This window comes from Inquilinus sp. CAU 1745 (genome assembly GCF_039839375.1).
Classification (GTDB): domain Bacteria; phylum Pseudomonadota; class Alphaproteobacteria; order DSM-16000; family Inquilinaceae; genus JBDOQU01.
In genome coordinates this window covers 39,596-60,058 of the sequence record NZ_JBDOQU010000020.1, presented here as the reverse complement: position 1 = coordinate 60,058, position 20,463 = coordinate 39,596, and the positions used below count along the sequence as shown (strand labels likewise).

Genomic DNA, 20,463 nt, shown 5'->3' with positions numbered 1-20,463 from the left:
GAACCGTTAATCGCGACGATCGAGGATGAGGAAGGAGAAAGGCGGGTCACCCGCACGGTCCTCCCGCCGCGTCTCCACCCAATCCTTGCTGTCGTAAGGCGGAAAGTACGCATCCCCTTCGAACGCGCCCTCAACCAGGGTGACATAGAGCCGGTCGGCGGAGGGAAGCGATTCGGCGTAGATATGCCCGCCGCCGATCACCATGATCTCCGCCTCCCCCGCTTCGGCCGCCAGCCTTTCGGCCGTCGCCCAGGCGGAGGCGAGGTCGTGGACGACATGGACGCCATCGGCGCGGAAACCGGGGTCGCGCGTCACCACGATGTTGGGCCGGCCAGGCAGCGGGCGGCCGATCGATTGGAAGGTCTTGCGCCCCATGACGATCGGCTTGCCCATGGTGATCGCCTTGAACCGCTTGAGGTCCTCCGATATCCGCCAGGGCAGGCCGTTGTCCCGGCCGATCAGCCGGTTGCGGTCATGGGCGACGACGAGCGACCGGCGCATCGCCATCAGACCGCGACCTTCGCGGCGATGTGCGGGTGGGCCTGGTAGCCCTCAAGCGCGATGTCTTCATAGACGAAGTCGAACAGCGACTGCCGCGACGGGTTCAGCCTGAGCGTCGGCAGCGGCAGGGGCGTGCGGGAAAGCTGGATGTCCGCCTGCTCCAGATGGTTGGCGTAGAGATGGGCGTCGCCGAGAGTGTGGACGAAATCCCCCGGCTTCAGCCCCGTCACCTGGGCCACCATCAGCGTCAGCAGCGCGTAGGAGGCGATGTTGAACGGCACGCCGAGGAAGATGTCGGCACTGCGCTGGTAGAGCTGGCAGGACAGACGGCCGTCCGCGACGTAGAACTGGAACAGGCAGTGGCAGGGCGGCAGGGCCATCTTCTCTATGTCCGCCACGTTCCAGGCGCTGACGATCAGGCGGCGGCTGTCCGGATTGCGCTCTATCTGGTCGACCAGCCGGGATATCTGGTCGATCGTCCCACCGTCCGGCGTCGGCCATGACCGCCATTGCGCGCCATAGACCGGGCCAAGGTCGCCATCCCCGTCGGCCCATTCGTCCCAGATGCGGACGCCGTTCTCCTTAAGGTAGGCGATGTTGGTGTCGCCCTTGAGGAACCACAGAAGCTCATGGACGATCGACTTCATGTGCAGCTTCTTGGTCGTCACCAGCGGGAAGCCATCCGCCAGGTCGAAGCGCATTTGGTGGCCGAACACGCTGTAGGTGCCGGTGCCGGTCCGGTCCTCCTTGTAGACGCCGTCCTCACGCACGCGGCGCATCAGTTCCAGATACTGCTTCATTCCTGACCGTTCGGATTCGGGGGACGAGAGGCGACGATAGCGGCGACGGGAGGGGCTGGGAAGGCCCCCTCACGGAATGATCCGTCGATCGCGGAAATCCCGGAAGATGCGCATGAACATCGCTTCGGTCTCGACATATTCGTGGAAGCCGAAGCGGCGCGCCTTGGAGCCGTCGGCGAACATGTCGTAGTCCCAGGAAAAGACGAAATTGCCGAAGCCCCAGGAAGAGACCTGCCGGTAGGGCGTCGGCTCCAGCCCGTGCCTCTGGACCATGCCGTTCCATAGCGGCTCCTTGTCCGCCATGACGACGGCAAGCGACATGGGCAGTTGTGGGGCGACCTCCAGATCGAAGAATCGGGCGATCTTCGGCCACATCTCGCTCCACCGGAACAGGTCGCCATTGTTGATGTTGAACGCCTGGTTGGCGGCAGCCTCATCCGTCGCCGCCCAGACCGTCGCCTTCGCCAGAAGGCCGGAATCCGTCATCTCGATCAGGCTGTCATAGGCGCCGGGCTTGCCGGGGAAACGGAGCGGCAGCCCCAACTCCTTCGACATCGAGGCGTAGATCGCGATGACCATGGCGAGGTTCATCGGATTGCCCAGCGCGAAGCCGCCGACGACGGACGGGCGGATGGCCGACCAGCTCCACGCCCTGCCCTTCTGCCGTTCCTCCAGGAACATCTGCTGGTCGACATTGAATTCCGGCGGCATGTGCCCGGCGTCGGTTTCCCGCGCAGGCGTCTTGAAGGGGCCGAGATGCGCGCCATAGACCTTGTAGCCCTGCATCAAGCTGATGTGGCGGAGGTTCTTCGCCGCCGGCTCCACCGCCTCCACGACATTGACCAGCATGGCGAGGTTGGGCGGGACGAGTTCGGCCCAGCTCGGCCGATCCTGATAGGCGGCGTAGAAGATGTGCGTCACCTCCTTCAGGCCGCCGAGTTTCGCGCGGGCATCATCGGGATCGAGCAGGTCGACCGCGATATGGCGAACCGGCCCTGACGCCTGCCCGCCCCGGCGGGAGAGGCCGATCACCTCCCAATCGCCCAGCGCAGCCAGATGATCGACGAGGTTCCGGCCGATCACGCCCTGCGCGCCGACGACGAGGGCGGTTTTCCGATTCGTGCTCATGGGGTGATGATCCTTCAGACAGTTGATTCGACGACGCCCGGCCGGCCGGAATCCCGGCGGAGGCTTAGGAAGGCGACGGGCAACGCAGCAAGGGGCAGGAGCGCCGCGATCCAGGCGACGGAGCCGAGCCCCGGCCCATGGGCGATCACCACGCCGCCAAGCCACGCGCCGAGTGCGTTGCCGAGGTTGAAGGCGGCGATGTTGAAGCTGGAGGCGAGACTTTTCCCCGCCCCGCCCGCCTTCTCCAGCACCCACATCTGGAGCGGCGGCACCGTGGCGAAGGCCGAAGCGCCCAGCAGGCCGACGAAGATCACGGCGGAAACCGGATTGCGGACGGCGAAGGTCATGAGCGCCAGGACGGCCGCAAGCACGATCAGGCTGCCGAACACGGTCGGCGCCAGATGCCTGTCGGCCAGTCGGCCGCCGACAAGGTTGCCGACGATCAGGCCGCCGCCGAAGACCAGCAGGATCGGCGAGACGGCGCTTTCGGCGAAGCCGGCGATATCGGTCAGGAGCGGCGCGATATAGGTGAAGACGGCGAAGACGCCGGCATATCCCAGCACCGTCGTCAGCAGGCCCAGAAGCACCGGCCGGCGTCCCATCGCCCTGAAATCCGCCCGCCAGTCGCCGGCCTCAGGCGTGGCCGTGTCCTTCGGCACGAAGGCGGCGATGACGGCCAGCGCCGCAAGCCCGACCAGCGTCACAGTCCAGAAGGTCACGCGCCAGCCGAACTGCTGCCCGATCCAGCTTCCCAGCGGCACGCCGAGGATGGTGGCGACGGTCAGGCCGGTGAACATGATGGCGATCGCCGAGGCCTTGCGGTCGGGCGCGACGAGCCCGGTCGCCACCACCGAGCCGACGCCGAAGAAGGTGCCGTGGGCAAGCGCGGTGAGCATGCGCGCCGCCATCAGCGTCCCGTATGTTGGTGCCAGCGCGCAGGCGGCATTGCCTGCTGTGAAGATCGCCATCAGAGCGATCAGCAGCGTCTTGCGCGGCCATCGGCTGGTGAAGGCCGTCAGCAGCGGCGCGCCGACGACGACCCCCAGCGCATAGCCGGAGATCAGCAGGCCCGCCGCCGCGATCGAGACGCCGAGATCGGCGCTGACCTCCAGCAGCAGGCCCATGATGACGAATTCGGTGACGCCGATCCCGAAGGCGCCGGCGGCGAGGGCGTAGAGGGCAAGGGGCATGTCGTCTTTCCGTGATGACGTTCGCTCAAGCCCCTTAGGTGGACGATCCGGCGCCGGTGAAGTAGACATCCTTTAAGAACATCATTTGTGAAACGAGATCATGAATGGCGCGATTGGAGGTCAACCGGTCCGGCGAGATGGAGGTCTTCGTGAAGGTGGTGGAGCTGGGTGGTTTCTCAGCCGCCGCCCGGGCCTTCCGGATGACGCCCTCGGCGGTCAGCAAGCTGGTCGCGCGGCTGGAGGCGCGGCTTGGGGCGAGACTGCTCAACCGGTCGACCCGGCGGCTCCAGTTGACGCCGGAGGGCTGCGCCTTCTTCGAACGGGGGGTACGGCTGCTGGCCGACCTGGACGAGGCGGAGCGCTGCGCCGGGGCCAGCGAGATTCCGTCCGGCCGGCTGCGGGTCAATGTCAGCGTGCCCGTGGGCATGCACATCCTGCTGCCGCTGATGCAGGAATTCCTGGAGCGCCATCCGGAGGTCAGCCTGGATATCGATTTGACCGACCATGTGGTCGATTTGCTGGAGGAGCGGACCGATGTCGCGATCCGCAACGGGCCGCTGAAAAGCTCCCGTCTCATCGCCCGGAAGCTGGGGGAGACGCGGATGATGATCGTCGGCGCGCCCTCCTACCTCCGCCGGCGCGGAATCCCGAGGACGCCGGCGGAGCTGGACGGGCACAACAGGCTGGGCTTCGGCTATGTCCGGGCGGTTGAGGGATGGCCGTTGATGGATGGGGACCGCCGGATCGTCGTTCCCACCATCGGCAGCGCCCGGGTCAGCAACGGCGACGCGCTGCGGGCGCTGGCCGTGAACGGGCTGGGCCTGGCGCGCCTCGCCACCTTCCTGGTGGAGGCGGACATCGCCGCCGGCCGGCTGGAGCCGGTGCTGGAGAATTGCAGCCCCGGCGATCTCGAGGAGATCCACGCCGTCTATCTGGGCCAGGGTGGCCTGCTGCCGGCCCGCGTCCGCGCCTTCCTGGACTTCCTGGTGGAGAGGGTGCGGATGGGCTGAAGGTTGAGTCGACGCCTTCCCGAAACCGTCATGCCGGACCCCGATCCGTCATCCATGCGATGTCGATGATTGCCGGAACCGTGCTCTGTTCTTCGCGATCGGAGAAGCGGCAAGAGCCTATGGATTCCCGATCAAGTCGGGAATGACCAACAAAAACAATGTCATGGTGGACTTGATCCAGCATCCATGCGGTGTCGAGAGTGGGCGACCTTCGCGGGAATGACCAGCAAAAGAACCATTCTCCCAACTCCCTCATGGTGAGCCAGTCGCACCATGTGTGCCCGCGCCCTTCGACGGGGCTCAGGCCGAGGAGGAAAAGCATGGGCCTGACAACACAATTGCCCGATCAAGTCCGGAATGAACAGTAAAGGAAGGTTTCGCCCCGCCTCCTCATGGCGAGCCTACCATGCCGCGCGGGGCCGGCTGGTTCACCCCAGCACCTTCCCGTAGATCCTCTTTTCGAACAGTTCTCCCTCCTCGCCCTTGTAGTCGGAGCCGTCCTGGTCGTCGGCCCAATGGATGAGTTCGTGGAGCACCGTGACGCCGGCGAGGTGGACCTTGTCGCCGCCCTTGTTGCGAACCCAGTCGCGGCCGGCCTCGAACTCGTCCACAAGGTCGGAATCGATCTTTATCGTGTTGGATTTGACGCCGGGCTGGAACGAGCCGTAATCGCCGTCCAGCGCCGTCACGTTCACCGTCGGCCGCTCCGTCCATTTCAGCGCGCGCTTCAAAGCGGCGTGGTCAAGCTGACCGTACTTCATGAAGGCGCGTCGGATGGATTTCACGTCCGCCACATCCGGCAGGTCGTAACGAAGATAGTGGTAGAACTTCGGATAAAGCACGCGATCGATGAGCCCTATATACATGGCCGTCCCTCCGGCAAGAGACCTGCCCGATATTAAGCTCGGCCGGCGGGAGCGGGCAGAGGTTCATGGGAATTGCACCCAATGAACGCCGATGAACGTGGGACTCCTTCACGCCACCTTCCAAACCGGCGGCGGACGCACTATATTCATCGGTGACGGGGCTTGCTCCGTCTATGGCGATAAACGCCGTAGCTAATAGCTTGACCGGACCGGGGGGGCAGCACCCCCGCGCCTCCACCAAACTTCCACCTTGGGGGCGAAACAGGATCGACGGCTGGTGAACGGTACGGTTTTTGCCCGGCATGGTTCCGCCGTTATCGGGCCATTGCATAGTTGCGAATGACAACAATGCTGAGGTTCGCCTCGCCGCGTAAGCGGTCGGGTGACCACATCTAAGCCCTTGGGGGTTGCACTCCAAGGCGGGGTCGGGGGGCGCCTGGCAACAGAAGCCCCCACTTCCCATTTTCGGCGCGCCGGGCGGCTTCCAGCCCTTCACAGGGCGGATTGAGGCGTCTAGTCTCTGCCGCATGGTTGAAGACCGACTCCGATACGACCGCATGGTCGAGCGAGCGTTGCGCGGCGTGGTCCGCGAAGCGCTGACCCAGGCGGCCGAAGGCGGGCTGCCCGGAAACCATCATTTCTACCTGACGTTCACGACCGACAATCCGGACGTGGACATTCCGTCATATCTGAAGGAGCAGTACCCGGAGGAGATGACGATCGTCCTCCAGCATCAGTTCTTCGGGCTGGAGCTCGACACGGCCGGCTTCGCGGTCACGTTGAGCTTCAACAACAAGCACGAACGGCTGGTCATCCCGTTCGCGGCGATCACCACCTTCGCCGACCCTTCGGTGAATTTCGCCCTGCAGTTCCAGCGAATCCCGGGCGCCGAGGATCCGTCTCCTCCCTTGCCCTCCCAGGACCATCTGGAAGCCCCGGAAACTGCCGACGAGCCGCCCAAGGAAGAGGACGGCAGCAAGATCGTCACGCTGGATAATTTCCGAAAAAAATAGCCCTTTACCCTTCCTTCATATTTTTTTGCGCCGGGCGAACAAATGACACGCCCGATTCCCGATCTTGGTTGTTATGGTGAATATCAACTTCCGGCAGACCCTGAGGAAAGGGATCCTGACCGTGGTTGCCTAGACCTTGACATCTCGGCTTGAGGGAAAGGCGCGGCCATGTACCAACACGAGTCCCTGCGGCATCACGCAGTTGTTATCGGCGGAGAACGGGTCGGCGATCTGGTGTCGCTAGGCCTGCGGGTCGTCTTCTATACGACGGACCCACGGCTGACGACGCTGGACGGCACCTATTATTGCTCTATGGAAAGCGCGGTCGAGGCGGCGCGCAACGCATTACGGAAAATCAAGGCGATGCCCGGCCTGGAACGGCGTCGTCCACCCTATCACGCGCCCGTCAGGCAGGCGCGTTTCTAGCTCTGAAGGGCGAAAGCGACCTGACCCGTCCGCCGCACCGTCGCTTGGCGGAGGCGGCGAGACGGGCCGGGATGCAGACCAGCCTGCCGACGCGCGAGGCGCGTCCGGCGGTGCGGCCGAGGGCAAGAGCGTTGGCGATCCGACGATCGAGGAAAGCCCAGCTCGCCTCATGCCGCTCCGAGGAATCCCCCAGCCAGTAGAGCAGCGTCGATCCCTGGACGGCCGCCAGCAAGCCGCGCTTGGTGTAGAAATTATAGTCGGTCGAGACGTCGCCCGCGGCATGCCACAGCGCGTCCACCGTCCGGTAGAGAAGACGGCTGGCGACAACGCCGTTTCCGGGCATCGACAGGACGGCCAGCGCCCGTCGCTCCGCATCCCGGTGGGGCTCCAGGATCTCCAGCCGGGTGCGAACGCCCAGCGTGATCTTCTCCCGGACCTTCAATTCGGCGAAACCGTCATGGCCAGCCAGAGCCTCCAGCATTTGCCGGTCCGCCCAGTCGCTGAAATGGGCGATCAGGTCGATCGTGCCCCTGGGGAACAGGTCGTCGGCGGCGCCAGCTTTCATCCCGACCGATTCGGCGGCCAGATGAAGGGCGCGGCGGGTCCAGCCGTCGAAGGCGATGTTGGGCAGGACCGCCAGCATCAGGCGGTCCCGCTGCGCCAACCGCTCGGCCTCGCGGGCCCTCGTCCGTTCAGTCGTCATCGGTTTCTTCCTCCTTCTCAAGGAGATGGTGCAGTTCGCTGTCGAAGACGAGCGTTTCCATCCTGTCCATGCGGTCGAGATAGAGAATGCCGTCCAGATGATCGACCTCATGCTGGACGACACGGGCATGAAAGCCCGTCGCCTCCCGCTCGATCCGGCCGCCATCCAGCCCGGTGCCGGAATAGCGGATGCGGTCGTGGCGCGGCACCAGCCCGCGCAGGCCCGGTATGGAGAGACATCCTTCCAGGCCGAGCGCGATCGTATCGTCCAGCGGCTCGACGACCGGATTGACCAGGACCGTCACGCCCTCGGGCGGAGGATCCTCCCCGGCGGTCAGGCGCTCCGCCGGCGCCCGGAAGACGATGATCCGGCGATCGACATGGATTTGCGGGGCCGCCAGCCCGACGCCGCCGGCATCCTCCATCGTTTCGATCATGTCGCGCGCCAGGACCGCCACCGCCGGATCGGTGGGATCCTCGATCGGCGCCGCCTTCCGGCGCAGCACGGGACGTCCCATAAGTGCGATCTTCAACAGGGTCATGGTTTCGAGCCTTCGTTCCGGTTCTTGAAATTCCGCGAAATCTGGGGCGCATCCGATCTTGGCAAGCGGAGCCGCCCGTGATAGACACTGCGCCCTTGGACCCGCCTTACGGGCGGGAGCCAACGGTTTTCTGTGGACCATTGACCTTTGAGTGTCCCCGAAAGGAGCGACGAACTAACGTGCAAGTTCAAGTTCGTGACAACAATGTCGACCAGGCCCTTCGCGCGCTGAAGAAGAAGATGCAGCGCGAAGGCATTTTCCGCGAGATGAAGCTGCGCCGCAACTACGAGAAGCCCTCGGAGAAGCGTGCGCGCGAAAAGGCGGAGGCCGTGCGCCGCGCCCGGAAGCTGCTGCGCAAGCGCCTGGAGCGCGAGGGCTACTAGCCCCGCGACATTCTCGGCGGCGTTTTCAGGACGCCGCGAATGAATGCTGGATGAGACCGCCCGGCCCCGTTGCCTGGGCGGTTTTGTCTTGCGCGCGTTCCCGAGCGGGTCGAAGCGATCAGGCCATCGCCTTGCGATAGCAATATTCGACGCTGTTGGAGAGGTCGTTCAGCGCCCGGCTCCCTTCCTGCCGGACATAGCCCAGCCTTTCATAGAGCCGGTGAGCGTCCGTGAAGCGGGTGTCGGTCCAGAGCACCATCCGCGTGCAATCGACCCGCCGCGCCGCATCCTCCACCAGGGCGACCAGTCGCGTGCCGATCCCGCCGCCCCGCGCCGCACGTCCGACATAGAGCCGCAGCAGCTCCGCCTCCGGCCCGTCGAAGCGGCAGCCGATGCAGGCGACGATCTCCCCGTCCCGCTCCACGATCCAGAGCCGGCCGCCCTTCTCCGCGAAGGCGCTGGCCGGGCGCAGCAGGTCGGGCATGTCGTCCTGCAGGTCCAGCACACAACCCGGATATTCCCGGAAGATGGCGTCGATGAGGGCGATCAGCCCCGCCGAATCGCCATCGGCGGCATCGCGGATCAGCAGTTCATCGACAATCATCAATCTTCCTCTCGCATCGGCGCGGGAGGGGTTATGCCCGACGCGCGGGGAGGAAGGAAGGGGCCGGGGTCCTAGAACCGGAGGTCGAACCGCGCCCCGACGGCGACGTTCATCTGTTCGAACGGGTTCTCCACCCGTCCGGTCAGGGTCAGATGGTCGAAGACCCGCCGGCTGAAATCCAGGAACAGGTCGGTCTCCCACTCCGCCGGTGTCAGGAAGGCGATGGCGGAAATGCCGAGCCCGCTGCCGATATGGCGGAGCGCGAGGCTGGTTCGGCTGGACAAGGAACCGTCGCCATCGCTGGCCATAGTATAGTCTGCGTCGACGCGGTAGAGGACGTAGAATCGCGGCTGGGTCAGCTTGGTCACGGCTGCACCGTGCATGATCACCGAATCACCGACCGCGTCGTAGCGGCCGTCGATATCGACGCGGAAGGCCGTCACCGGATCGTGCAACGGCCGCCAGGAAGCCTCCGCCCCGACCACCATGTCGGCGGCGCGAGTCCGCCCACCCTGCCATGCCTTTCCGGCGAAGCTGACGCCGCCGCTCAGCGTATAGTTCTCGGTCGTGCTTCGAAGCCAGTAGCTTTCCCGCGCCCGCACGCCGGTCCGCCAGTCCCGAGACCCGCTCACGTCCGGCCGAAGGAAGGCCGGGCTGCTGGCGGTTCCGGAAGGCGCGCTGAGTGGGCCGACCAGCAGGGCGGCGGGCTCCTCCTCCTGCGCCGCCATCGCCGGAAGGGCGATGAGGAAGGCCAGAAGGAACAGGCAGTGTCGTAACAGGCGGCGATGGATAGGATGGGTGCGCATAGGGCCGGATCAGGCTGTTGGGGGCGAATCTCCAATCGAATCAATGTGATTCTAATTCGCCACTTGTCACGAATTGGTTAACGCGTCGAACACGGGCCGCCAACCCCGCTTCCCGAAAAATTTCGGCTTGCGCCGGCCGGAAGACGCCGCTGGACTATCGGGCGGCGCATCCAGCGCCATCGATAGGAAAGGCTTCGAGGCATCCTGCCGCGCCTGACCGCCAACCGACGATGCGACCGCGCCAGATGACAGACCCGATTCGCGACCTTCTATCCCGCAAGCCCGTCCTGTTCGCCGACGGCGCGATGGGCACCAGCCTGTTCGCCCTGGGGCTGGAGACCGGGGACAATCCGGAATTGTGGAACGTCGACCATCCCGACCGGGTGGCGGAGGTGCATCGGGGATTCGTCGAGGCCGGGTCGGACATCGTGCTTACCAACAGCTTCGGCGGCAATGCGCGGCGGCTGATGCTGCACCAGCTACAGGGCCGGGTGGGCGAGTTGAACCGCGCGGCGGCGGAAGTCGCGCGGAATGTCGCCGACCAGGCCGGTCATAAGGTGCTGGTCGCCGGGTCGATGGGTCCGACGGGCGACATCATGGCCCCGGTCGGCGCGCTGTCCACGGCGGAGGCGGAGGAGGCTTTCGCCGCCCAGGCCGAGGCGCTGAAGGAGGGTGGGGTCGATCTCTTGTGGATCGAGACCATCTCCGCCATGGACGAGCTGACGGCCGCGGTCGCCGGCGCGGCGCGTACGGGCCTGCCAATCGTGGCGACGCTGACCTTCGACACCCATGGCCGCACCATGATGGGCGTGACCACGGCGGAGGCGGCGAAACTGGCCGCCGGTCTGCCGGTCCCGCCCGTCGCGATCGGAGCCAATTGCGGGATCGGCCCCAGCCAGCTTCTGGAATCCGTGCTGGGGCTGGTCGCCGCCGCGGGGCCGGAAGCGGTCGTCGTCGCCAAGGGCAATGCCGGCATCCCGCAATACCGCGCGGGGCACATCCATTATGACGGCAGCCCGGACGTGATGGCCGACTATGCCGCGCTCGCCCGCGACGCCGGCGCCCGGATCATCGGCGGCTGCTGCGGCAACACCGCCGCCCACATCAGGGCGATGGTCGAGGCTGTGGGGACGAGGCCAAGACGCGATCCGCCGAGCCTGGAGGCGGTGGCGGCGGCGCTGGGCCCGCTGAACGCGCCGGCCAAGACGGATGGCGAGGAAAGGCGGGAACGGAAACGACGGCGGGGGTAGACACCCTCACCCTCCCGCTTTGCGGGTCCCTCCCTCTCCCGCAGGCGGGAGAGGGTGAAAATGGTTTACCCTCGCCTACGTCTCCGCCTTCCCTCCTCCGGCCCAGCGGCCTCCCTCGGCTCAGGCAGGGTCACGGCGGCGCGGAGGTTGGGGAAGGGATCGGATTTGTGGGGGATGGCCATGGCGCGGACGAAATGGTCCTGGAATTTCGGCTCCACAGCCGTCTCCACCTTCTCCACCTGACGGACGACGCGCTCGATCTCCGCGCGAGAGGATCGGTTGACCAGCGCGATGCGCGCGCCGGTGCCCGCCGCGTTGCCGGCCGATCCGACCTTCGCCAGGTCGCAATCGGGGATGAGACCCAGCACCATCGCGTATTTCACGTCGATATGGCTGCCGAACGCGCCGGCCAGCGTGATGCGGTCGACCGATTCCACGCCCATCCTGTCCATCAGCAGCCGGATACCGGCATAGAGCGCCGCCTTGGCGAGCTGGACCGCCCGGACGTCGGTCTGGGTGATCCGCTTCTCCGTCGACAGGCCATCGGCGTATTGGAGGACGTAGGAGAAGGTGCGGCCGTCCGGCACGATGCGCGGCGACCGCGCCGCGAGCGATCCGTCGATCACGCCGTCGGCAGTGAGGATGCCGGCCAGGTACATCTCCGCCAGCACCTCGATGATGCCCGACCCGCAGATGCCGGTGACGCCGGTGCGGACCGCCATATCGTAGAATCCGGGTTCGTCCGACCAGAGATCGCCGCCGATGATCCGGAACCGGGGCTCCAGCGTCTCAGGGTCGATCCGCACCCGCTCGATCGCGCCGGGCGCGGCGCGCTGGCCGCAGGAAATCTGCGCGCCCTCGAAGGCCGGCCCGGTCGGGCTTGAGCAGGCGAGCAACCGCTGCCGGTTGCCGAGCACGATCTCCGCATTCGTGCCGACATCGACGACCAGTCGCAGCTCGTCCGACAAATAGGGCGTCTCCGACAGGATGACGGCGGCCGTGTCCGCCCCGACATGGCCGGCGATGCAGGGCAGCACATAGGCGCGGCCGTCGGGATTGATCCGCAGGTCGATCTCGCTGGCCCAGATGTTCAGCGCCTGATCGGTGGCGAGCGCGAAGGGCGCGCCGCCCAGCTCCGTCGGATCGATGCCCAGCACCAGATGATGCATGATCGGGTTGCCGACGATCGTGACCTCCAGGATGTTGTTGAGGTCGATCCCGGCTTCCGCCGCCACCTCCCCCGCCAGGGCGTTCAACGCCTCCCGCACGGCGGCGGTCAGCGCAGCCTCGCCGCCCGGATTCATCATGATGTAGGAAACCCGGCTCATCAGATCCTCGCCGAAGCGGATCTGCGGGTTCATCCGGCCGCCCGCCGCCAGAACCTCGCCCGTCTCCAGATCGCAGAGATGGGCGGCGATGGTGGTGGAGCCGATGTCGAAGGCGATGCCGTAGATCCTGTCATGGAAGCCAGGCCAGACGGTCAGCAGCCTTTCTCCCTCGCGGACCGCGACGGTCACCTTCCAGTCGCCGTCGCGCAGCGCCTTCTGCACGGTCTGGAGGACGCGGAGGTCGCAGGACAGATCCCCGATCTCCCATTGCTGGCGCAGCGCATCCTCCAGCCGGCGGAGATCGCCGGAAGGATCGTGCAGGTCGGGTTCGGCGACCTCCACATAATGCAGCTTGACCTCCGGATCGACCTCGATCGCCCGGACCTCGGCGCGCTTGCGGATGACCTGCTTGTGGACCTGGCTTTCCGGCGGCACGTCGATGACCAGGTCGCCCTGGATGCGGGACTGGCAGGAGAGCCGCCGCCCGGCCGCGAGCCCCCGCTTGTCGGCGTAGCGCGCCTCGCCCGGCGTCGCCTCGGTCACATGGAAGGCGCGGCTGTCGATGCCGTGTTTGGCGAACCTGCCTTCCCCGATCTCCACCTGACAGCGCCCGCAGATCGACCGGCCGCCGCATACGCTGTCGATATCGACGCCCAGCGAACGCGCGGCCTCCAATACTGTGGAGCCGCGAGGGAACCGTCCGCGCCTGCCCGACGGCGTGAAGACGACCAGCGCTTCCCCGGTCTCCGACCTGTCGGAGGCGTCCGTCTGCCCGCCTTCCGGCGGTGGCTCCGCGCGCCTGTTGGTGAGCGTCACCGCCCTTCTCCTATTATCCGACGGCCCGGCGGCGGCGGCCTTCCCTGCCGCCGCGGCCGCCCGCGGCTTCGGCCCCTTCGGCCGCCGGTTCGCGGAACTTGCGGATCCAGCGGGCGCAGTTGGGGTCGTGCCCCATCATCACGTCCGCGCCCATCACGCCGGTCATCTCCTCCGCATGGAGCGGGTTGGTGATCGCGCAGGTCATGCCCGCGCCGATCGCCATAGAGAGGAAGGCCGCATTCAGCCCGTGGCGATTGGGCAGGCCGAAGGAGATGTTGGAGGCCCCGCAGGTCGTGTTGACCTTCAGTTCCTCCCGCAACCGGCGGATGATTTTGAACGCCGTCGCCCCGGCGACATTGATCGCGCCGACCGGCATGACCAGCGGATCGACCACGATGTCCGACGCCGGGATGCCGTAATCGGCCGCATGCTCGACGATCCTCTTCGCCACGGCGAAACGTTCGTCGGGATCCTCGGAAATGCCGGTCTCGTCATTGGAGATCGCGACGACGGCCGCGCCGTACTTCTTGATGAGCGGCAGCACCGCCTCCAGCCGCTCCTCCTCTCCCGTCACCGAATTCACCAGCGCCTTGCCTTGATAGACCGCAAGCCCGGCCTCCAGCGCGGCGACGATGGAGGAATCGATCGAGAGCGGAACGTCGGTGATCGACTGCACCAGCCTGATCGTCTCCGCAAGGATGGCCGGCTCGTCGGCCAGCGGGATGCCGGCGTTCACGTCCAGCATGTGCGCCCCGGCCTCGACCTGGGCCATGGCGTCGGACACCACGCGGGAGAAATCGCCGGCCGCCATCTCCGCCGCCAGCAACTTGCGGCCGGTGGGATTGATGCGCTCGCCAATAATGACGAAGGGCCGGTCGAAGCCGATCGCCACCTCCTTCGTCGCGGAGGACACCACCGTATCGGTCATGCGCGATCCCTTTTCGCCAGATGAGCCTTGTCCGGGGAAAACCCTACGGGTCCGAAGGGTTCCGTCGATCGCTCCGGTGCGGCATGGAGTATCATGCGGGCGTCATGAGGCCCGGCGTCATGAGGTAACGCCGCCGGATGCGACCAGCGCCTTCAGGCGGGCATCGTCGAACGCCGCCTCCAGCCGGGACGCCAGCGCGTCCGCCTCCGCCTGGAGGTCGTCGCCGCACTCCGCCGGCTCGCCGCGCCGCCATTCCTCCAGATAGGCGTCCGCCCCCCGCGCCCCGCCGCGCATGGCGGCGCGGTCGATCGTGTCCTGGAAGCGCTGGGACAGCAGCAGTTTCACCTGGTTCCGCCGGCCGGCGGAGGCGACGATTTGGGAGGGAATGTCCCGCCAATAGAGGATGGTGATTTGCGGCATGGGTCAGCGAGCCCCCTCACCCTCCCGGCTTCGCCGGGTCCCTCCCTCTCCCACGAGGGGAGAGGGCTTTTTCTCCCTCTCCCCTCGTGGGAGAGGGTCGGGGTGAGGGGGTGGCGGGCCCAGGCGCTGGCGGAGGGATTTCAGCACGCCGTCGAGGTTTCCCATCACCTCGTTATTCCAGAACCGGGCGACTTCGAATCCTTCGGATTCCAGCGCGCGCGTGCGCTTCAGGTCGGCTTCACGGCGGTCGGCGTGCTGGCCGCCATCGACCTCCACGACCAGCCGAGCGTCGAAGCAGACGAAATCCAGCACATACGAGTGGAACGGCACCTGCCGGCAGAATTTCCAGCCTTCGAACTGACGGCTGCGCAGGGCGCGCCAAAGGCGGCGTTCGGCGGTGGTGGAGTTATGTCTTAAATCGCGAGCACGGTTGAGAAGAGCACCCCCCTCACCCTCCCGGCTCCGCCGGGCCCCTCCCTCTCCCACGAGGGGAGAGGGCTTTGTTTCTCCCTCTCGCCTTGTGGGAGAGGGCCGGGGTGAGGGGGCTTCGGCGGCACGCCGGACAAAAGTCGCCAGTTCACCGTACCCGGTGGGGCGGTGTTCGAAGGTTAGGGCGAGGCGGGCGGCGGCGGTGCGCGCTTTTTCCAGCAGGGCCGGGTCGTCGGTCTGGGACAGGTAGATCAGCCGGCGGTAATGGCCGAACATCAGTTCGCGGAGTTCCGGGTGGCGGTCAAGGCCCAGCCCCTCCATCACCAGCCGGTCGAAATGACGGGCCAGATAGTCGGTCAGGAAGAAGGTGCCGATCTCCTCCTCCATCAGCGCATCGAATGTCTCCGCCCCGGCATAGAAGCTGTAGCAATGGGGGCCGGCGATGCGCTCCGCCCCCTCCTCCGCGCAGACCGCGTCGATGCCGCCGCCCGTGCCGCAATCGGCGTAGAGGACGAAGATGCGGTCATAGCCCTGGCCGCGCGCGGTGCGGATGCGCTGGCGCAACCGGTCGGGAATCAGGTTCGGCCGGTTGTGCAGAATCGCCGGCAGGCAGGTGACGGCGATATGGTCCAGTCGGCTGGCCCGGACGACCGCCAGCGTCTCCCGCGCCAGCGCGCCGCAGGCGATCAGCAGGACCGAAGGCGCGGCCGCCGTCATCACCGCCGCCTATCCGGTCGCGCCAGCGAACTGGTTGTGCTTGCGCTTGATGAGGTCCTTCGCCGTCTCCACCGCCACCGCCGCGTCGCGGCAATAGGCGTCGGCCCCGACCTGTCGGGCGAATTCCTCGTTCAGCGGCGCGCCGCCGACCATGACGATGAAATCGTCCCGCAGCCCTTTCTCCTTCAGCGTGTCGATGACCACCTTCATGTAGGGCATGGTGGTGGTCAGCAGCGCCGACATGCCGAGGATGTCGGGCTTGTGCTCCTCCAGCGCCTCCAGGTACTTCTCCACCGCATTGTTGATGCCGATGTCGATGACCTCGAAGCCCGCTCCCTCCATCATCATGGAGACGAGGTTCTTGCCGATGTCGTGAATGTCGCCCTTGACCGTACCGATGACCATCTTGCCCTGCTTCGGCGCGCCGGTCTCCGCCAGCAGCGGGCGAAGGATGTGCATTCCGGCCTTCATCGAATTGGCCGACAGCAGCACCTCCGGCACGAACAGGATGCCGTCGCGGAAATCGACGCCGACGATCCGCATGCCTTCGACCAGCGCCTTGGTCAGCACGTCATAGGGCGCCCAGCCGCGGCCGAGGAGGATGTTCACCCCCTCCACGACCTCATCCTTCAGCCCGTCATAGAGATCGTCCCACATCTGCTCGACAAGCTCGTCGTCGGGGAGGGAGTTGAGATCCAAATCTTCCTGATCGGCCATGGTCTGATATCTCTCGCTGCTGAGGGCCCCGCCGTCACCGAGGGCGGAAGGGCCGGTTGACCATCATACGAACGCGTCGGGCATGGAGGATTTCTTCTCCGCCATGAAGGCCTCCAGCGCCTCGTCCACCGCCGGATCGAGGGGCGGCGCTTCATATTCAGCCAGCTTCTTCTTCCACAGGCCGTTGGCGCGCTGGGCGGCGTCCTGCTCCCCTTCCGCCAGCCACTGCTCGAACGAATTGTTGTCGGCGACGGGCGAGCGGTAGAAGGCGCTTTCGAAATTCGCCTGGGTGTGGGCGCAGCCGAGATAGTGGCTGCCTGGCCCGACCTCACGGATCGCCGAGAGAGCCTGCCCGTTCTCAGACATGTCGATGCCTTCGGCCATGACCTGCATCATGCCGAGCTGGTCTGAATCGAGTATGAATTTCTCATAGGAGCTGACGAGCCCGCCTTCGAGCCAGCCGGCCGAATGCAGCACGAAATTGACGCCGCCGAGCATGGTCGGCAGCAGGGTCTGCGCGCTTTCGTAGGCGGCCTGGGCGTCCGGAACCTTGGACGCGCAGAGCGAGCCGCCGGAGCGGAACGGAACGCCGAGCCGCCGGGCGAGCTGCGCTGCGCCATAAAGCACCAGTGCCGGCTCCGGCGTGCCGAAGGTCGGCGCGCCCGACTGCATGGAGATGGAGGACGCGAAGGACCCGAAGACGACCGGCGCGCCCGGCCGGACGAGTTGGGTCAGCGCCATGCCGGTCATCGCTTCGGCCAGCGTCTGGGTCAGGACCCCCGCCGCCGTTACCGGAGCCATCGCCCCGGCCAGGATGAAGGGCGTGACGATGCAGGCCTGGTTGGCGCGGGCATAGGTCTTGAGCGCGCCCAGCATCACCGAATCCCAGACCATGGGAGAGTTGGCGTTGATCAGGCTGATCAGGACGCAGTTCTGGTCCACGAAATCCGCGCCGAACAGGATGCGCGCCATCTCCACCGTGTCGGCCGCGCGTTCCGGCGCGGTGACCGATCCCATGAAGGGCTTGTCGGAAAAGCGGATATGGGCCGCCACCATATCGAGGTGCCGTTTGTTCACCGGCAGATCGACGGGTTCGCAGACCGTGCCGCCGGAATGGTGCATCACCGGCGTCATGTAGGCCAGCTTCACGAAATTCCGGAAATCCTCGATCGTCGCGTAGCGCCGACCCTCGTCCAGCGTGCGGATGAAGGGCGGGCCGTAGACGGGCGCGAAGATGGTGTGGTTGCTGCCGACGGTGACGCTGCGGTCGGGATTGCGGGCATGCTGGACGAAGCCGCGAGGAGCGGTCGCGAGCAGGCCGCGGACGAGGCCGCGCGGAAAGCGGACGCGTTGCCCCTGAACGTCGGCGCCGGCGTCCTTCCACAGGGCCAGCGTCTCCGGATCGTCCTTGAAGTCGATGCCGATCTCTTCCAGCACCGTCTCCGCATTATATTCGATGATCTCCAGCCCTTCGGGCGTCAGCGCCTCATAGACGGAGATCTTGCGCTCTATGCAGCGCATCTGGTGGATCGGCCCGCCCCGCCTGGAGGCGCGGCGCGCCTCCGCTCCGCCCCGGCCCCGCCGGGACCGGTGGTCGACACTCTGTTCCACGGAAACGGTCATCGCCCGATCCTCCCGCACGCGAATGAAACGACTCTATCGACCCGCGCCCCGTCGGGGACAAGCAGGTTTGCGACACGGATTGTTTGTCAGACGACATGCCCTTGGAACGGCTTGGATTTTCGTCGCCCAGAGGGGTCGCCCTCCGAGATTTCCGGCGCTATCCTCCGCGCCCATGACCTTTCCGCTCGCCTCCCCCTGCATCGGCGTCTGCCGGATGGACCCTGCGACCGGCCTCTGCGACGGATGCCTGCGTACGGTCGAGGAGATCGCGGCCTGGCCGACGGCGAGCGAGGAAGAGCTGCTGGCAATCGTCCATCGGCTGCGGGAAAGGCGGCGGGCGCGCGGCCAGACCAGCGAGGCGGACGCCAGACCGCGCCGCCGTCAGCGGGTGGGGTCGAGGCCCGGCAGCAGGTAGCGTTCATTGGAGCGGCGGCCAGCAGCCGGTCCGTGGCGATGGCTTCTCCGATACGCCTCATGTGCCGCTCGACCAGCCGGCAAGTTCGAATTATCTATAAAATATGACGACTGCCAAATCAGATACCATCGCCTCGCGGATCAGCCGGACATTGGCGGACCGCATCGTTTCCGGTGCAATCGAGGCCGGCTCGAAGCTGCGCCAGGATCACATTGCCGAGGAATTCGGAGCAAGCCATGTGCCGGTACGGGAGGCCTTCCGACGGCTGGAAGCGCAAGGGCTTGTGGTCAGCGAGCCGCGTCGGGGCGTGAGAGTCGCCGGCTTCAGCATGGAGGAAGTCCGGGAAGTGGCCGAGATGCGTGCCGCGCTCGAAGTCCTGGCGCTACGCAACGCCGCGCCGCATTTGACCAAAGCCATTCTCGATGAGGCCGAGGACGCCACGAGCGCAGGGGATAGAGCCGGTGACGTGGAAACCTGGGAAGGAGCAAATCGCCGTTTCCATCGGCTCATCCTGACGCCCTGCGCCATGCCGCGCTTGCTCAGGTCCATTGACGATCTGCACACCGCGAGTGCGCGCTTTCTGTTTTCAGGCTGGCGGGCGGAATGGGAAGCGCCAACCGACCGCGACCATCGCACGATTCTCACCGCGCTACGCGCCGGTCAGGTCGATAGCGCCGTCTCGCTGCTCGCCAGACATGTGCAATGGATCGGCCAAACGCCCAGAAAAGCCCGACCGGCGCTGGCATCGTCTCGACGTTGATCCAAGAGCCCTTGTCATCTGTGTGGTTCTATGGATTTTTTTAGCGATAGATTGGAAAATTATCTATAATTCACGCAAGGAATCCAGATGAGCAATGCAACCACGCCGACCGTCAAACCTGCCCGTCGCCTTCTCGATCTGGAAAGCCGCCCCCTGGCGTGGCGGGCGGGCGCCGTCATTCTCGGCACATTGTTCCTGACCGCCTCCTCATACATCTCCGTCCCGATGGTTCCGGTGCCGATTACCATGCAGACGTTCGCCGTGATGCTGGTCGGAGCGCTTTATGGTTGGCGGCTCGGCGGCATCACGATTACCGCTTGGCTCATACAGGGCGCGCTGGGAATGCCGGTACTCTCCGGCGGCGCTGCCGGCGCACATCATTTTGTCGGACCGACCGCCGGCTATCTCTTTGCGTTCCCTATCGCCGGGGTGCTCGTCGGATGGCTGGCCGAACGGGGCTGGAACGGCAACCGGGTGGGCCTCGCCTTCGTCAACATGCTCCTTGGCAACGTGATTTGCCTTGCATTCGGCGCGGCATGGCTGGCTGCCACTATCGGGCTGGAACAGGCAATCATGCATGGCGTGACGCCCTTCCTTGTCGGCGCTGTTCTCAAGTCCGCTCTTGGAGCGGCAACCCTCAAGGCGCTAACCTGCGGCGGGAGGCGGCTGGCCGGATGACGATCCGGCTTCGGCCGCATTATCTGCTTTGCCCTGCTGACCTATGCCGGCAAAGGCTACAGGGCCGCTTGCTCCCGAGGCCGTCGTTTTTTTCCTCTTCTCGCAACATGCTACAGTTCAACGACTTCGGAGAGAAAGACCATGTTGCAGCTCACGCACGATACCGAACAGTTCGCCCGCAGGGTTGCGGCTCGCCTAGGCCGAAAGCCCGAAGATCTGATCCGCTCCGTGATCGAGCGCGAAGCGAAGGCGCTCGGCGTCACCGACGAGCCGCCGGCCAAGCGCAGGATGACAGCCGCTGAAATGCTGGCCTTCGGACGGAAGGTCGCCGCCCGTCCGGTCCTCGACCCCCGTTCCCCGCAGGAAATCGCGGATGATCTGAACGCACCATGATGGTCGTGGACTCGTCGG

Annotated in this window: 24 protein-coding genes and 1 other RNA gene; 10 read left to right on the top strand and 15 right to left on the bottom strand. The window is 65.9% G+C overall.

Features of this window, described 5'->3' with window-relative positions; translation table 11 throughout:
* Positions 1–6: 6 nt before the first annotated feature.
* The 4 genes from AAFN89_RS19095 to AAFN89_RS19080 all read right to left on the bottom strand — a co-directional run bounded on the left by AAFN89_RS19095 (position 7) and on the right by AAFN89_RS19080 (position 3,619).
* Positions 7–507, bottom strand: coding sequence for a dihydrofolate reductase (locus tag AAFN89_RS19095; RefSeq protein WP_347540812.1), 501 nt, complete (start codon positions 505–507; stop codon positions 7–9).
* On the bottom strand, positions 507–1,301 hold the full coding sequence (locus AAFN89_RS19090) for a thymidylate synthase (RefSeq protein ID WP_347540811.1): 795 nt from the start codon (positions 1,299–1,301) through the stop codon (positions 507–509). The genes AAFN89_RS19095 and AAFN89_RS19090 overlap by 1 nt, the downstream gene beginning before the upstream one ends.
* A 69-nt stretch (positions 1,302–1,370) precedes the next feature.
* Entirely contained in the window at positions 1,371–2,429 is a 1,059-nt protein-coding gene (locus AAFN89_RS19085) for an SDR family oxidoreductase (protein ID WP_347540810.1), read from the bottom strand.
* Between the two features lie 14 nt (positions 2,430–2,443).
* Positions 2,444–3,619 carry an MFS transporter gene (locus tag AAFN89_RS19080; protein WP_347540809.1) on the bottom strand — a complete coding sequence of 392 codons (1,176 nt, stop codon included), beginning with the start codon at positions 3,617–3,619 and terminating at the stop codon, positions 2,444–2,446.
* Between the two features lie 104 nt (positions 3,620–3,723).
* On the opposite strand from AAFN89_RS19080, the gene AAFN89_RS19075 reads away from it, so the two are divergent.
* Positions 3,724–4,629 carry a LysR family transcriptional regulator gene (locus AAFN89_RS19075; RefSeq protein ID WP_347540808.1) on the top strand — a complete coding sequence of 302 codons (906 nt, stop codon included), beginning with the start codon at positions 3,724–3,726 and terminating at the stop codon, positions 4,627–4,629.
* Positions 4,630–5,057: 428 nt separating this feature from the next.
* On the opposite strand, the gene AAFN89_RS19070 is transcribed toward AAFN89_RS19075, so the two are convergent.
* Positions 5,058–5,495: a hypothetical protein gene (locus AAFN89_RS19070; protein WP_347540807.1), complete on the bottom strand. Its 438-nt coding sequence runs from the start codon at positions 5,493–5,495 to the stop codon at positions 5,058–5,060.
* A 114-nt stretch (positions 5,496–5,609) separates the two neighbouring features.
* Here AAFN89_RS19070 and ssrA point away from each other — a divergent pair.
* The 3 genes from ssrA (at position 5,610) to AAFN89_RS19055 (ending at position 6,934) form a co-directional block, all read left to right on the top strand.
* Positions 5,610–5,952: a transfer-messenger RNA gene (gene ssrA, locus AAFN89_RS19065) on the top strand.
* A gap of 70 nt (positions 5,953–6,022) precedes the next feature.
* Positions 6,023–6,508 (top strand): ClpXP protease specificity-enhancing factor SspB, encoded by a 486-nt coding sequence (locus AAFN89_RS19060; RefSeq protein WP_347540806.1) that lies wholly within the window; start codon positions 6,023–6,025, stop codon positions 6,506–6,508.
* Between the two features lie 168 nt (positions 6,509–6,676).
* Positions 6,677–6,934, top strand: coding sequence for a hypothetical protein (locus AAFN89_RS19055; protein WP_347540805.1), 258 nt, complete (start codon positions 6,677–6,679; stop codon positions 6,932–6,934).
* On the opposite strand, the gene AAFN89_RS19050 is transcribed toward AAFN89_RS19055, so the two are convergent.
* Together AAFN89_RS19050 and def are read right to left on the bottom strand one after the other, a co-directional pair.
* A complete protein-coding gene (locus tag AAFN89_RS19050) occupies positions 6,915–7,637 on the bottom strand; it encodes a COQ9 family protein (RefSeq protein WP_347540804.1) in 723 nt (240 codons plus the stop codon). The two genes, AAFN89_RS19055 and AAFN89_RS19050, sit on opposite strands and share 20 nt — an antisense overlap.
* Positions 7,627–8,178, bottom strand: a complete 552-nt coding sequence (def, locus tag AAFN89_RS19045) for a peptide deformylase (RefSeq protein ID WP_347540803.1) — start codon at positions 8,176–8,178, stop codon at positions 7,627–7,629. Before def ends, AAFN89_RS19050 begins: the two co-directional genes overlap by 11 nt.
* Positions 8,179–8,357: 179 nt before the next feature.
* Here def and rpsU point away from each other — a divergent pair, with 179 nt between their 5' ends.
* Entirely contained in the window at positions 8,358–8,561 is a 204-nt protein-coding gene (rpsU, locus tag AAFN89_RS19040) for a 30S ribosomal protein S21 (RefSeq protein ID WP_347540802.1), read from the top strand.
* A 118-nt stretch (positions 8,562–8,679) separates the two neighbouring features.
* On the opposite strand, the gene AAFN89_RS19035 is transcribed toward rpsU, so the two are convergent.
* Positions 8,680–9,165 (bottom strand): GNAT family N-acetyltransferase, encoded by a 486-nt coding sequence (locus AAFN89_RS19035; RefSeq protein ID WP_347540801.1) that lies wholly within the window; start codon positions 9,163–9,165, stop codon positions 8,680–8,682.
* Between the two features lie 71 nt (positions 9,166–9,236).
* The gene (locus AAFN89_RS19030; RefSeq protein WP_347540800.1) at positions 9,237–9,971 is read right to left on the bottom strand and encodes a hypothetical protein; all 735 of its coding nucleotides are present in this window, start codon (positions 9,969–9,971) and stop codon (positions 9,237–9,239) included.
* 245 nt (positions 9,972–10,216) lie between these two features.
* On the opposite strand from AAFN89_RS19030, the gene bmt reads away from it, so the two are divergent.
* Complete coding sequence (gene bmt, locus AAFN89_RS19025) at positions 10,217–11,221, top strand: betaine--homocysteine S-methyltransferase (RefSeq protein WP_347540799.1); 1,005 nt, start codon at positions 10,217–10,219, stop codon at positions 11,219–11,221.
* Positions 11,222–11,286: 65 nt separating this feature from the next.
* Here the strand turns inward: bmt and AAFN89_RS19020 are convergent, their stop codons facing one another.
* The 6 genes from AAFN89_RS19020 to AAFN89_RS18995 form a co-directional block, all read right to left on the bottom strand.
* Complete coding sequence (locus tag AAFN89_RS19020) at positions 11,287–13,365, bottom strand: ASKHA domain-containing protein (protein WP_347540798.1); 2,079 nt, start codon at positions 13,363–13,365, stop codon at positions 11,287–11,289.
* 13 nt (positions 13,366–13,378) lie between these two features.
* Entirely contained in the window at positions 13,379–14,293 is a 915-nt protein-coding gene (locus tag AAFN89_RS19015) for a methyltetrahydrofolate cobalamin methyltransferase (protein ID WP_347540797.1), read from the bottom strand.
* A 117-nt stretch (positions 14,294–14,410) separates the two neighbouring features.
* Entirely contained in the window at positions 14,411–14,713 is a 303-nt protein-coding gene (locus tag AAFN89_RS19010) for a virulence factor (protein ID WP_347540796.1), read from the bottom strand.
* 3 nt (positions 14,714–14,716) lie between these two features.
* Complete coding sequence (locus AAFN89_RS19005; RefSeq protein WP_347540795.1) at positions 14,717–15,859, bottom strand: DUF559 domain-containing protein; 1,143 nt, start codon at positions 15,857–15,859, stop codon at positions 14,717–14,719.
* Positions 15,860–15,868: 9 nt separating this feature from the next.
* Positions 15,869–16,576 carry a B12-binding domain-containing protein gene (locus AAFN89_RS19000; RefSeq protein ID WP_347540794.1) on the bottom strand — a complete coding sequence of 236 codons (708 nt, stop codon included), beginning with the start codon at positions 16,574–16,576 and terminating at the stop codon, positions 15,869–15,871.
* Positions 16,577–16,639: 63 nt separating this feature from the next.
* Positions 16,640–18,199 carry a trimethylamine methyltransferase family protein gene (locus AAFN89_RS18995; RefSeq protein ID WP_347540793.1) on the bottom strand — a complete coding sequence of 520 codons (1,560 nt, stop codon included), beginning with the start codon at positions 18,197–18,199 and terminating at the stop codon, positions 16,640–16,642.
* Positions 18,200–18,371: 172 nt separating this feature from the next.
* Between AAFN89_RS18995 and AAFN89_RS18990 the strand changes: the two genes are divergently transcribed.
* From AAFN89_RS18990 to AAFN89_RS18975, 4 genes are all read left to right on the top strand, one after another.
* Positions 18,372–18,614: a DUF1289 domain-containing protein gene (locus AAFN89_RS18990; protein WP_347540792.1), complete on the top strand. Its 243-nt coding sequence runs from the start codon at positions 18,372–18,374 to the stop codon at positions 18,612–18,614.
* A 103-nt stretch (positions 18,615–18,717) separates the two neighbouring features.
* Positions 18,718–19,374, top strand: coding sequence for a GntR family transcriptional regulator (locus AAFN89_RS18985; protein WP_347540791.1), 657 nt, complete (start codon positions 18,718–18,720; stop codon positions 19,372–19,374).
* Positions 19,375–19,461: 87 nt separating this feature from the next.
* Positions 19,462–20,052, top strand: coding sequence for a biotin transporter BioY (locus AAFN89_RS18980; RefSeq protein ID WP_347540790.1), 591 nt, complete (start codon positions 19,462–19,464; stop codon positions 20,050–20,052).
* A 141-nt stretch (positions 20,053–20,193) separates the two neighbouring features.
* On the top strand, positions 20,194–20,445 hold the full coding sequence (locus AAFN89_RS18975) for a hypothetical protein (RefSeq protein WP_347540789.1): 252 nt from the start codon (positions 20,194–20,196) through the stop codon (positions 20,443–20,445).
* Positions 20,446–20,463: the final 18 nt, after the last annotated feature.